The 11450-nt window shown below is 76.9% G+C and carries 12 protein-coding genes and 1 pseudogene; 9 read left to right on the top strand and 4 right to left on the bottom strand.

Translation table 11 applies throughout. The features are described 5' to 3' along the window. Together ACME2J_RS16205 and ACME2J_RS16200 are read left to right on the top strand one after the other, a co-directional pair. Window positions 1-220 (top strand): annotated as a pseudogene (locus ACME2J_RS16205) (hypothetical protein); the annotation flags it as partial. Between the two features lie 65 nt (window positions 221-285). After that, entirely contained in the window at window positions 286-726 is a 441-nt protein-coding gene (locus ACME2J_RS16200; RefSeq protein ID WP_495545975.1) for a cupin domain-containing protein, read from the top strand. Here ACME2J_RS16200 and ACME2J_RS16195 read toward each other — a convergent pair. Beyond that, on the bottom strand, window positions 704-3022 hold the full coding sequence (locus tag ACME2J_RS16195) for a M14 family zinc carboxypeptidase (protein ID WP_495545974.1): 2319 nt from the start codon (window positions 3020-3022) through the stop codon (window positions 704-706). The genes ACME2J_RS16200 and ACME2J_RS16195 overlap by 23 nt on opposite strands. An 81-nt stretch (window positions 3023-3103) precedes the next feature. Between ACME2J_RS16195 and ACME2J_RS16190 the strand changes: the two genes are divergently transcribed. The 7 genes from ACME2J_RS16190 to pdxH all read left to right on the top strand — a co-directional run bounded on the left by ACME2J_RS16190 (window position 3104) and on the right by pdxH (window position 8645). Further along, the gene (locus tag ACME2J_RS16190) at window positions 3104-4003 is read left to right on the top strand and encodes an EamA family transporter (protein WP_495545973.1); all 900 of its coding nucleotides are present in this window, start codon (window positions 3104-3106) and stop codon (window positions 4001-4003) included. Between the two features lie 10 nt (window positions 4004-4013). Next, the gene (locus ACME2J_RS16185) at window positions 4014-4793 is read left to right on the top strand and encodes a class I SAM-dependent methyltransferase (RefSeq protein WP_495545972.1); all 780 of its coding nucleotides are present in this window, start codon (window positions 4014-4016) and stop codon (window positions 4791-4793) included. 56 nt (window positions 4794-4849) lie between these two features. Further along, complete coding sequence (locus ACME2J_RS16180; RefSeq protein ID WP_495545971.1) at window positions 4850-5191, top strand: co-chaperone GroES; 342 nt, start codon at window positions 4850-4852, stop codon at window positions 5189-5191. Window positions 5192-5233: 42 nt separating this feature from the next. Continuing rightward, a complete protein-coding gene (locus ACME2J_RS16175) occupies window positions 5234-6490 on the top strand; it encodes an FAD-binding domain-containing protein (RefSeq protein ID WP_495545969.1) in 1257 nt (418 codons plus the stop codon). A gap of 21 nt (window positions 6491-6511) precedes the next feature. Further along, complete coding sequence (locus ACME2J_RS16170; RefSeq protein ID WP_495545968.1) at window positions 6512-6997, top strand: low molecular weight protein-tyrosine-phosphatase; 486 nt, start codon at window positions 6512-6514, stop codon at window positions 6995-6997. Further along, window positions 6994-7854, top strand: coding sequence for a fructosamine kinase family protein (locus tag ACME2J_RS16165; RefSeq protein WP_495545967.1), 861 nt, complete (start codon window positions 6994-6996; stop codon window positions 7852-7854). Before ACME2J_RS16170 ends, ACME2J_RS16165 begins: the two co-directional genes overlap by 4 nt. 146 nt (window positions 7855-8000) lie before the next feature. After that, window positions 8001-8645 (top strand): pyridoxamine 5'-phosphate oxidase, encoded by a 645-nt coding sequence (gene pdxH / locus ACME2J_RS16160; RefSeq protein WP_495545966.1) that lies wholly within the window; start codon window positions 8001-8003, stop codon window positions 8643-8645. Here pdxH and ACME2J_RS16155 read toward each other — a convergent pair. The 3 genes from ACME2J_RS16155 to ACME2J_RS16145 are packed head-to-tail and all read right to left on the bottom strand — an operon-like array spanning window position 8636 to window position 11450. Further along, window positions 8636-9568 carry a sterol desaturase family protein gene (locus ACME2J_RS16155; protein WP_495545965.1) on the bottom strand — a complete coding sequence of 311 codons (933 nt, stop codon included), beginning with the start codon at window positions 9566-9568 and terminating at the stop codon, window positions 8636-8638. The genes pdxH and ACME2J_RS16155 overlap by 10 nt on opposite strands. Next, window positions 9565-10245: a FadR/GntR family transcriptional regulator gene (locus tag ACME2J_RS16150; RefSeq protein WP_495545964.1), complete on the bottom strand. Its 681-nt coding sequence runs from the start codon at window positions 10243-10245 to the stop codon at window positions 9565-9567. The genes ACME2J_RS16155 and ACME2J_RS16150 overlap by 4 nt, the downstream gene beginning before the upstream one ends. Before the next feature lie 59 nt (window positions 10246-10304). Beyond that, complete coding sequence (locus tag ACME2J_RS16145) at window positions 10305-11450, bottom strand: NYN domain-containing protein (protein WP_495545963.1); 1146 nt, start codon at window positions 11448-11450, stop codon at window positions 10305-10307.

The following is an 11450-nucleotide window of genomic DNA, read 5'->3' as shown; positions in this document are numbered from 1 at the left end:
CCCGCCCGCCGGTGCGCGACGCGGCGAAGGGCCCGTCCCCGCTGCGCCGCTCGCGGGCACGCCGCCCGTCGCGCCCTCGGGGCAGGAGGCGCCTCCCGCCGTCCCCTCCTCGGCGGGCGCTCCGCTCGAGGCCGCTCCTCTCCCGCCGCCGCGATCGCCGTCGCCGGTCGCCCCCGCGCCGGCCTCGCAGCAGGACCCGCCGCCCGCCCCGCCGCCGTGAGCGTCGTCGTCGCCGTGGCCCGCCGGGTCCCTCGCTGCCGGCGAGGGATCTGCGAGGCTCGCGTCATGCCGATCGAGCCCGGAGTCGCCCACGTCCACGTCGACCTCGACGACCCGCCGCACGAGCGGTTCGTCCGGATCCGTCGCGACCTCGGCGTCACGACCTTCGGCCTCAACCTCATGACGCTCGCGCCGGGCGAGCGCAGCCGGATCCACCGGCACGGCCGCCAGGAGGAGGTCTATCTCGTCCTCTCCGGCACCCTCGATCTCCTCGTCGAGGGCGAGACGCGCGAGTACACCCGCGGCGACCTCGTCCGCGTCGGCCCGGAGGTCCGCCGTCAGCTCGTCAACCGCGGTCCCGAGCGCCTCGTCCTCGTCGCGCTCGGCGGCTCCGCCGAGCACGACGGTCGCGACGGCGAGGCGTTCCCGTCGTGGGAGTCGACGGAGCACGCGAGCCCGGCCGACGTGCCGCTGCCCGACGACCTCAGCGCCGACGAGCTGCGCTGACCCGCCGCGCGAGCCGGACCGGGGTCCCCCCGGGGCGGACCGCCTCGAGCGACAGGCGGTAGGAGGCGCCCGGCGCGAGCCGCGCGCCGGAGCGCAGGCGCAGCCCGACGCGGCGAGACCCCGGCAGGCGCGTGCGGGTGCCGGTCGCGAGGACGCGCCCGCCCGCGCGGTCGAGGAGCCGCACGCGGACGTCCTCGAGCGTCCCGCGCGAGCCGACCCGCACGACCGCGCGACGCCGGCGGTTCGCCGTGACCGCCGTCGTCCGCAGCGCGCCGAGCGCCACGCCGCCCGCCGCGCGGCGGTCGCGTGCCGGTCCGCCGCAGGCCAGGTCGAGCACGGCGACCTCTCCGCGTGCGACGACGACCGGCTCGCGCTGGCGGACCTCGCCGCCCTCGAGGCACTCGAGGACGTAGCGCTCGCGTCGCCCGGCCGCGGCGGCCCGCGGGCGCGTCGAGGGGTTCACCCACCACTCGGCCTCCCCGTCGGCCGGAACGACGGTCTCGAGCCGCAGGCGCTCGTCGACGCGCCGTCCGCCGGCCGCGCTCGTCGCGAAGCGCTTCGCGAGCCGGAGCCGACGGCCCGGCGGAGCGGCGATCTCGAGCCGGCCGACCTGCTCGGGGTCGCGGGCGGCCTCGGCGGCGAGGAGCATCGCCTCGCGGACGCCTCGGCCCGCCGCCCCGCCGCTGCCGAGGTACTCCTCGACGACGTGGCGGCGGTGGTCCCCGTGGAACGTCCCGCCCGCGGGGCCGAGCTCGACGGTGAAGCCGAACGCGCCGGTCGCGTCGTACGCCCACTCGTCGGTCGTCCCGGTCGTCGGGTAGAGCTCCCAGCCGCGACGGCTGCGATGCCCGGCGGCGTCGGCCATCGCGTCGCCGAGCGCGCGCAGCGCCTCCTCGTCGGGCACGGGCTCGTCGCCCTCGACGCCCGGCGGCCGCAGGACGAGCCCGCCGACGTTGTGCATCGCCAGGACGACGGTCGGGCCCTCTCGCGCGACGAGGTCGCGGATCGCGCGGGACTCGGGCTCGGAGAACGGCGCGTCGCCGCGGTAGGTCTCGGTCGTCGGATCGCCCGACGACCCGGGCCCGCCCCAGCCCGCCGAGTAGTTGCGGTTGAGGTCGACGCCCGCCGCGAACGAGCACGGGACGTCACCCGGCGCGGAGCCGACCGGGTTGCAGTTCTTGCGCTTGAAGGCGAGGCTCACGCCGGCGATCCCGGAGGCGGCGGTCTCGAGGGGCTGGAGCGCCGTCGCGCCGTCCGGCGAGGCGGACGGGGCTCCGCGCGAGACGACGAAGCCGTCGGGGTTCGCGACCGGCACGAGCAGGACGCGCACCTTCTCGAGGAGGCGGCGCACGCGCGCGTCGCCGGCGGCGGCGGACCGCACGAGGTCCCACGCGAGCTCGGTGACGACCTCGCCGGACGGCCACTCGCGAGCGTGGTGGAGACCGGCGATGAGGACGGACGGGCGTCCGTCGGCGCGCGCGCCGACGTCCCGCGCGACCTCGAGCAAGGTGATCTCCCGGCCCTCGATGCTCCTCTCGCCGAGAGCGCGCGCCCGCGCGAGACCAGGGTGCCTCTCGGCGATCGCCTTCAGCTCGCGCTGGTGGTCGTCGAGCGCGCGGTAGGTCGTGCGGCCGGAGGGAAGGGCCGACGCGGCGGCACGAGCGCCCGCGGGGGCCTCCCGCGCCGTCAGCGGCGGGACGAGCGTCCGCGTGCGCAGGTCGGCGTCGCGCAGCCGGGTGAGCGCAGCAGCGCTCATGACGGCGCGGGGGGAGCCGTCGTCGCCCCGCCGTCCGTGCCCGGCATCCGTCGCCCCGAGCCGATGGCCGGCGCTGTCGCCGGGGAGCGGGAGGTCGGCGAGCGCGACCCTGCGGCGGCGCGGCGGCCGGTCGAGATCGACGCGGGCGAGGTCGAGGTCGAGGACGGCGCCGGGGGCGCGGCCGGTGCGCCGGCAGGCCTGGATCTCGAGCGTCGTCCCGCGCCGGACGTGCGCCGTCGCCAGCTCACGCGGACCGGTGCCCGCCGAGGCGGACACGAGGGCGCCGGTCGCGGACTCGAAGAGCGCGAGGTCCCAGTCGCCCGCGCGTCCGGCGAGCCGGGCGCGGAGGATGCCGTCGGCACGCGCCGTCCACTCGCGCCGGGCGACGCCGGGGCCGCCGAGGACGCCGCGAGCGCAGTCGCCGGGGACGGCGGACGCGGTCGAGAGGGCGATGCGCGCCGTCCCCGCGTCGGCGGCGGCGGGCAGGGCGAGGAGCGCGACGGTCGTCGCGGCGAGCATCGTCCACCGCGGGCCGCGCATCCGCGGATGGTCGCGGACGACGGGCCGATCCGTCAACGCGGGGGGAGACGTCACGCCGCGCGGGGGTGCGAGGATCCCGCGGTGGCCGTCGCCCTCGCGCTCTTCACCTCGGTCGCCTACGGGGTCTCGAACTACGTCGGGCCGAGGCTCGCGCGGGGCGCGTCGATCGTGCTCCTCCTCCTCGTCGGCCAGTCGTGCGCGCTCGTGCTCGCGGGGGTCGTCGTCGCCGGCCGCGGGGCTCCCGCACCGGACCTCGAGGCCCTCGGGTTCGCGCTCCTCGCGGGGCTCGGCAACGCGGGTGGGCTCATCCTCGTCTACCGGGCCGCGGCGATCGGCCCGCTCAGCGTCGTCATGCCGCTCGGCGCGCTGGGGGCGGCGATCCCCGTCATCGCCGGAGCGGCGAGCGGGGAGTCGGTCGGCGCCGCCAAGATCGCCGGGATCCTCCTCGCGCTCGGCGGCGTCATGCTCGTCGCGCGCCGCCAGGTCCCGGCGACGCCGGCGCCGCTGCCGGCCGTCGGCGGGGTCGGCGGGATGACGCGGGCGGAGCCGCCCCGCCACCGGGAGGAGGACCGCCGCCGCGCGGTCGCGCTCGCGCTCGTCTCCGCCGCGTTCTTCGGCGTCTTCCTCGCGGCGATGGGGCCCGCCGCCGACGGGGACGCCGGGTGGGCCGTCCTCGTGAGCCGCATGAGCCTCGTGTCCGTGCTCCTCGCGTTCGCGCTGCACGAGCGGGCCCTGCGGGACGCGCCGGTGCGGCGGCTGCCCGTCCTCGCGATCCCCGGGCTCCTCCTCTTCGCGGGCACGCTCGCCTACGCCGCCGCGACGCGCGAGGGCGACCTCGGAGTCGTGAGCGTCGTCGGGTCGCTCTTCCCCGTCGTCACCGTCGCGCTGGCCGTCGCGCTCGACCGGGAGCGGCTCAGCGCCTCGCAGGCGGCGGGAGCGATCGGCGTCCTCGTCGGCATCGTGCTTCTCAGCTCGCGGTGACCGTGGCACCATGACGCCCATGGATTGGGGGGACGGGGTCTACGAGCTCACCGCCGAGGCGCTCGCACCCGCGACGGAGATCGCCGTCGAGGCCCTCGCCGTCGAGCGCGGCGAGGCGATCGCGGACATCGCCTGCGGGACGGGGAACGCGGGCCTCGCCGCGGCGCGCGCGGGTGCGCGGGTCGTCGGCATCGACCCGGCCGAGCGGCTCATCGGCGTCGCGAACGCCCGAGCGAGCGACGAGAGCCTCGACGCGCGCTTCCTCGTCGGCGACGGCGCGGCTCTTCCGCTCCCCGACGAGTCGGTGGACGCCGCGATCTCGGTCTTCGGCGTCATCTTCGTGCCCGACGGGCGCGACGCCGTCGACGAGCTCGTCCGCATCACGCACCCCGGCGGCCGGATCGTCGTCACGTCGTGGACCGCCGACGGCGCCATCGCGGCGATCGGGCGCATGGCCCGCGAGGTGCTCCTCGGCACCGTCCCGCGGCCCGCCCTCGACTGGAGCGACCCGGGTGAGATCCGGGCGGCCTTCGCCGAGCACGACGCGGTCGTGGAGGTCGAGGAGCACGAGCTCGCGTTCACGGGCACGAGCCCCGAGGCCTGGTTCACCGAGCAGGAGCGCCACCACCCGGTGTGGCGGGAGGCCAAGCGGGCCCTCGATCCCCGCCCAGGCGAGTGGGAGACGCTGCGGGAGCGGTCGATCGCGACGCTCATCGAGGAGAACGAGAGCCCGACCGGCCTGCGTCTCACGAGTCGCTACCTGCTCGTCCACGCGACGCTGCCGGACTGAGTCGGGGTCGGCGGGTCGGGACCGGGCGCCGCGGGTCCGCGTACCCTCCGGCGACCATGCCGCACGCCCTCAGGCCGCTCTTCGACCGGATCGTCATCAAGGAGCTCGAACCCGACCGTCTGCGCCAGTCCGGTCTCCTCGTCCCTCCTGGGACGAACGAGCCGCCGCCCCAGCACGGCATCGTGCTCGACGTGGGTCCGGGACTCGACTGGTGGGCCTCCGCCGGGGTCCAGATGCCGGTCGCGCCGGGCGACCACGTCGTGTTCCCCGCCTCGGCGGGCGTCTGGGTCGAGGTCGACGAGGAGCGCCTGCTCGTCTGCCGCGTCGGCGAGATCCTCGGCGTGCTCGACGCCGTGGACCGGTCGCCCGCGATCCCCGAGCCGCCCGACGGCCTCTGACCCACCGGTCATCCCGGCCGGCGGCCCGCCCGGATTCCGGGCATGCAGCTCCCCGCCCCGCCCGCCGACCCCGACGGCGCGCTCGCCTGGGTCCGCGACCACCTCGCCGACCTCACGGCCGAGGGCGATGCGACGGCGATCGCCGCGTCGCCTGCCTTCCGCGGAGGGCAGGCGGCGGCGGACGCGGCGCTCGAGGCGTTCGACGTCACCGGCTACGCCGCGCGGCGCAGCGAGGTGCTCCCGCCCGAGCGGCGCGGCGCGAGCGCGCTGTCCCCGTACATCCGTCACGGTCTGCTGCCGCTGCGCCGGGTCTGGGAGCACGTCGACGGCGGCCCCGCCCGTGACGCCCGCAAGTACCGCGACGAGCTGCTGTGGCAGGAGCACGCGCGACACGTGTACGCGCGGGTGGGCGACGAGACGCGACGCGCGCTGCGGTACGAGGTGCCCGCCCCCGACCCCGTGGGCGCTCGCCGGTTCGCCGGCGAGGCGTGGCCGCGCGAGATGGCGTGCGTCGATGCGACGGTCGGCGAGCTCGAGCGCGACGGGTGGATCGTCAACCAGACGCGGATGTGGCTCGCCTCTCAGTGGACGGTCCGCGCGGGGTGGGGCTGGCGCGACGGCGAGGACCGCTTCTTCACCCATCTGCTCGACGGCTCGCGGGCGGCGAACCGGCTCGGCTGGCAGTGGACGGTCGGCACGGGGACCGGGAAGCCGTACGGGTTCAGCCGGTGGCAGGTCCGCAAGCGCGCTCCCGCCCTCTGCGACGGCTGCGCCCTGCGCGACGACTGCCCGATCGAGGACCGGGCCGACGTCGCCGGCGGCGCCGCGCGGCCCGACCCCCCGGCGGGGCTGCGGTCCGATCCCGACCCGCGCTCGACCGCCGGGCCGCCGGAGGTCGAGCGGGTCTCGGGCGCGGACGGACCCGAGGTCGTCTGGCTCACCGCCGAGTCGCTCGGCGACGCCGACCCCGCGCTCGCCTCGCGGCGGTCGCTGCCCGCGGTGTTCGTCCTGGACGAGGCGCTGCTGCGTCGCTGGAGGCTCTCGGGCAAGCGGCTCGTCTTCCTCGCCGAGACGCTCGGATCGCTCGCGGAGCGCCGCGAGGTCGAGGTGCATCGCGGCGACCCGGTCGAGGTCCTGCGTGGTCGCGCGGTCGCGGCGACGGCGGCGCCCGTCCCCGGCTGGCGGCGGCGCGCCGAGGCGATCGGCGTCGCCGAGCGCCACCCGTGGCCGTGGCTCGTGCCGCCGCACGGCGGGCGGGCGGGGAGCTTCAGCGCGTGGCGGCGGGCCGCGCGGACGTGAGACTTCCTAGGCTTGGGGCCGATGGCACGGATCCTCATGGTCTGCCTCGGGAACATCTGCCGGTCGCCGACGGCCGAGGCCGTCATGGTGCGCCTGCTCGAGGAGGAGGGGCTGGCCGACGTCGTCGAGGTCGACGGCGCCGGGACCGGCGGCTGGCACGTCGGCTCCCCGCCGGACGAGCGCAGCGCGGCGGCCGCCGCGGCGCGCGGGATCACCCTGCGCGGGACGGCGCGCCAGGTGGCGGCGCACGACTTCGCGCGGTTCGACCTCATCGTGGCGATGGATTCCTCGAACCGCCGGGAGCTCCTCGCGCGTGCGCCGGACGACGAGGCGCGGGAGCGGGTGCTGCTCCTCCGCGAGCTCGACCCCGACGCCGTGACCGACGGCGACCTCGACGTCCCCGACCCCTACTACGGCGGGCCGAGCGGCTTCGAGGACGTCCTCGACCTCGTCGAGCGCGGGTGCCGCGGCCTGCTCGACGAGATGCGCCGGCGCGGGCTCGTGTGAGCGCGCTCGCGAACGCCGTCGGCGCGGCGCTGGGCCGCGAGGTGAGCGGCGCCCGACCGGTGGCGGGCGGGTCGCTCAACGACGCCTGGCGGATGGAGACCGCGGACGGTCCCGTCTTCGTGAAGACGGCGGCCGACGCCGAGGAGGGCGTCTACGCGACCGAGGCGGACGGGCTCGCCTGGCTCGCCGACGCGCGGTCGGGGCTCGGCGTCCCCGCGGTGCTCGCCGTCCGCGACGGCGACGAGCCGCCGAGGTTCCTCGTGCTCGAGTGGGTCGAGCCCGGCGACGGACGGCTCGACGAGGAGACGCTCGGGCGCGGGCTCGCAGCGCTGCACGGCGCGGGCGCGCCGGCGCACGGCGGAGCGGGGACGCTGCGGATCGGGCCGATCACGCTCGACGATCCCGCCGCCGAGGACTGGCCGTCCTGCTACGCCGACGCGCGACTGCGCCCCGTCCTGCGGATGGCGGTCGACCGGGGCGCGATGGACCCCTCCGGCGCCGAGGCCGTCGAGCGGGTCTGCGCGCGGGTCGGCGAGCTCGCGGGGCCGGCCGAGCCGCCCGCCCGCCTCCACGGCGATCTCTGGGCGGGGAACGTGATGACCGGAACGGGCGGGGAGCCGTGGATCGTCGACCCGGCGGCCTACGGCGGGCACCGCGAGGTCGACCTCGCGATGCTGCGCCTCTTCGGCGCCCCGTCGCGGCGGTGCTTCGACGCCTACGACGAGGCGTTCCCGCTCGCCGAGGGCTGGGAGGAGCGCGAGGAGCTGTGGCAGCTCTTCCCCCTCCTCGTCCACGCGGCGCTCTTCGGGGGCGGCTACGGCGCGCGGGCGGCCACGGTCGCCCGCCGCTACGCGTGACGAACGTCGATCTGCACCCCCGGCGGGGTCGAACGTCGATCGTCACCCCCGTGAGGGGGTGCAGATCGACGTTCGAGCGGCTCGGGGTGCAGATCGACGTTCGAGGCACCGCCGGTGCGCCAGCGGGCTCTGCGACGATCACGCGCATGGACCTCGGCGAGCTGCGGCGCTCCTACCGGCGCGCGACCCTCGACCCGCGCGACGTCGCGCCGGACCCGATCGTCCAGTTCGACCTCTGGTTCTCGGAGGCGAGCGCGGCGGTCGACCGGCACGAGGTGAACGCCATGACGCTCGCGACGGCCGACGCCGACGGGGCGCCGTCGGCGCGGGTCGTCCTCCTCAAGGGGTACGACCAGCGCGGGTTCGTCTTCTACACGAACCGCGAGAGCCGCAAGGGCCGCGAGCTCGCCGCGAACCCGCGCGCCGCGCTCGTCCTGCACTGGCATCCGCTGGAGCGCCAGGTCCGCATCCTCGGCGACGTCGCCGAAGTCGACGCCGAGGAGGTCGACGCCTACCACCGCTCGCGGCCCGCCGGCAGCCGCCGCGGCGCCTGGGCCTCGACGCAGTCCGCGCCGATCCCCGACCGCGCGGCGCTCGAGACGCGCTTCGCCGCGCAGGCCGACCGGTTCCCCGACGACGACGACATCCCCGTCCCGCCGTTCTGGACCGGCTACCGCGTCGCGCCGCGCGAGATCGAGTTCTGGCAGGGGCGGGACGACCGCCTCCACGACCGCGTCCTGTACGCGCGCAGCGACGCCGGCGCGTGGACGATCACGCGGCTTCAGCCCTGACGGACCTCCGCCGCGGCCGGCATCGGCTCGACCGCGCGCTCGGCGCGTCGTCCTCCCGCCGTCTCCACGGCCGCCTCCGGCGTCCAGCCGGGCCCGCGCAGCATGTAGCCGAAGCGCTCCCGCCACGTCCTCGCGTCGCGGACGTCGCGCCAGATCGCCAGCCACTCGTGCGTCGCGACGCGCACCGGGTTGTAGGTCCCGATGTTCGTCGTGAGCCCGAAGCGGACCCGCTCGCCCTCGGGCTCGAAGGTCCCGAAGAGCCGGTCCCAGACGATGAGGATCCCGCCGTAGTTCTTGTCGAGGTACTGGTCCTGCGACCCGTGGTGCACGCGGTGGTGCGACGGCGTGTTGAAGATCGCCTCGATCGGCGCCGAGAGCTTCCCGATCCGCTCGGTGTGGAGCCCGAACTGGTAGATGAGCGACACCGCCTGGGCGCCGAGGATCATCACCGGCGAGAACCCGAGGAGAGCGAGCGGCAGCCAGAACGGCAGCGCCGTCATCGGCACCCACGGCTGGCGGAGCGCCGTCGAGAGGTTGTAGTGCTCGCTCGAGTGGTGCACGACGTGCGACGCCCACGCGATCCGCACGCGGTGCCCGACCCGGTGGTACCAGTAGAAGGCGAAGTCGTCGGCGAGGAACAGGAGGACGTACGTCCACCACATGTCCGCGGGCATCCGCAGCGGCGTGAGCTCGTAGAGACCGAGGTAGCAGGCGACGACGACGAGCTTCCAGCCGACGTTGATGCCGACGTTGCCGAGCCCCATCGTGAGAGACGTCGCGGTGTCGCGCGGCTCGTAGCCGAGGGGGCGTCGGGCGGCCTCGTCCTCCTCGCGGTGGTGCGCGCCGAGGAGGTGGAACGACGCCGCCTCGATCGCGAGGAGGATGACGAAGAACGGGATCGCGTAGGTGAGGATCTCGCTCATCGCGCGGTCTCCTCGACGGTCGTGAGGAGCGCGCGGGCGGCGAGCTCGGCGGCCGGCGCGTCACGACGGCGGACCGCGTCGACGAGGTCGGCGTGCCCGGCGTCGTCGGCGAGCTCGTCGGCGAGGAGGGCGAGCGCCGGCGCGCCGGTCGCGTCGACCCCGGCGACGAGGCTGTTGAAGGCGAGCCGGTAGGCGAGGTTGCCGGCGCCGTCGACGAGCACCGACCACAGCTCGGCGTAGGCGTCCTCGCGCGCACCGAGGTCGGAGGGGTCGGCCTCGCGCACCGCGGCGAGGCGGACGGGGAGCGCGGCGAGGAGCGCGTCGCCCGCGCGCTCGGCGCAGCGGCCGGCGACGTCCACGCCGATGCAGGCGCGCATCTCGAGCACGGCCGGGAGGACGGCGGCCGCGGCGGGCTCCCCGCCCGACGCGACGTCGGTGAGGAGGTCGAGCCCACCGGTGCGACGCCAGTCGCGCACGCGCGTCGCCCCGCCGTGGCTCACCTCGACGAGCCCCGCCTGCTGGAGGCGCTTCACCGCCTCGCGGACGGCGTGCCGGTTGACGCCGTGGGACCCGGCGAGCCCGCGCTCGCCGGGGAGCGCGTCGCCGGGTGCGAGCGTGCCGTCGAGGATCTCCCGGCGCAGGGTCGAGAAGAGCGTCGCCGAGACGGGCTCGCGCATACTGGTTGGACCAGTCATCGCAAGTGGTTGTACCAGTGGGCGGGGGTGGGGTCAACTGCTCACGCCCGTGCGAGCCGCTCCGCGAGGATCGCCGCCGCGGCGGCGACGTTGAGCGACTCGAAGCCGGGGCAAGGGATGGACACCCGCATGTCGCAGGCCGCGATGTCCGCCGCCGCCAGTCCGTCGCGTTCCCCGCCGAGCACGACGCACGCCCCCGGCGGAACGTCGTCGGGGGCGACGCCGTCGCGGGCGACCGCGGCCACGAGCGGCGGGCGCTCGTCCGCGGCTGCCCGCAGGAGCGCGTCGACGTCCGCGCCGGCGCGCACGACGCCGGGGGCGAAGGTCGACCCGGCCGCGGCACGCAGCGCGCGCCGGGCGAAGGGGTCCGCGCAGTCGTCGTCGAGGAGGACGGCGGGCAGCCCGAGCGCGACCGCGGTCCGGACGATCGTGCCGACGTTGCCCTCGTCGCGCACGCCGCGCAGGACGAGCGACCGCGCGGGCGGGGCGCCGCTCGACGGCGCCGCCGCCGGGACGCGGACGAGCGCGACGACGTCCGCGGCCTGGCCGAGCGCGCCGAGCGCCCGCAGCGCGTCCTCACCGGTCGGGATCAGCGGCGCGCCTCCGAAGGGGACGCCGCGCTCGAGGACCTCCTCCGAGGCGAGGACGAGCGCGACGTCGGCGCCGAGGCCGAGCGCCTCGCGGACGACGTCCTCGCCGTCGACGGCGACGATCCGCGTGCCTCCAGGGCCGGGCCGTCGGGGTGCCCTGAGCAGCTCCGCCGCGAGCCGCACCCTCGGATCGCGCGCGCCAGCGGCGGGCCGCGGCGCGGCCTCCTCCTCGAGGGCGGCGCGGAAGGCGAGCGCCGCGACGGTATCGGCCCCCTGCTCCCGCACTCGCTCCTGGAGCCCCCGGTCGGACGTCGCGACGGCGAGTGCGCCGGGCTCGTCGTGCGCCGCGACGCGACGCACGATCTCGTCGTCCGCCGCGTCCCGGCCGCCCGGGGCGAAGGCGACCTCGCACAGGACGGCCTGCGCGCCGAGGTCGCGAGGCCGGCCGTCGAGGACGACTGTCGCCGGGGTCCCCGTCCGCAGGCACCACCGGTCGACGGCGGCGACGAGGCGCGCCATCGCGCAGGTGCGGTCCCGCCACCAGCCGTCGGGGCGGCTGCCGATGACGTTCATCCCGTCGACGAGGTGGCGACGCAC

It is taken from the genome of Paraconexibacter sp., assembly GCF_059438195.1.
The sequence above is the reverse complement of the archived record's forward strand: the minus strand, read 5'-3'. Positions and strand labels throughout refer to the sequence as shown.

What these genes read in the sequence shown, in the direction of transcription:
- ACME2J_RS16200 (WP_495545975.1), top strand. Translation starts at nt 286, where the DNA reads ATGCCGATCGAGCCCGGAGTCGCCCACGTCCACGTCGACCTCGACGAC.
- ACME2J_RS16195 (WP_495545974.1), bottom strand. Translation starts at nt 3,022, where the DNA reads ATGCGCGGCCCGCGGTGGACGATGCTCGCCGCGACGACCGTCGCGCTC.
- ACME2J_RS16185 (WP_495545972.1), top strand. Translation starts at nt 4,014, where the DNA reads ATGACGCCCATGGATTGGGGGGACGGGGTCTACGAGCTCACCGCCGAG.
- ACME2J_RS16180 (WP_495545971.1), top strand. Translation starts at nt 4,850, where the DNA reads ATGCCGCACGCCCTCAGGCCGCTCTTCGACCGGATCGTCATCAAGGAG.
- ACME2J_RS16175 (WP_495545969.1), top strand. Translation starts at nt 5,234, where the DNA reads ATGCAGCTCCCCGCCCCGCCCGCCGACCCCGACGGCGCGCTCGCCTGG.
- ACME2J_RS16170 (WP_495545968.1), top strand. Translation starts at nt 6,512, where the DNA reads ATGGCACGGATCCTCATGGTCTGCCTCGGGAACATCTGCCGGTCGCCG.
- pdxH (WP_495545966.1), top strand. Translation starts at nt 8,001, where the DNA reads ATGGACCTCGGCGAGCTGCGGCGCTCCTACCGGCGCGCGACCCTCGAC.
- ACME2J_RS16155 (WP_495545965.1), bottom strand. Translation starts at nt 9,568, where the DNA reads ATGAGCGAGATCCTCACCTACGCGATCCCGTTCTTCGTCATCCTCCTC.
- ACME2J_RS16150 (WP_495545964.1), bottom strand. Translation starts at nt 10,245, where the DNA reads ATGCGCGAGCCCGTCTCGGCGACGCTCTTCTCGACCCTGCGCCGGGAG.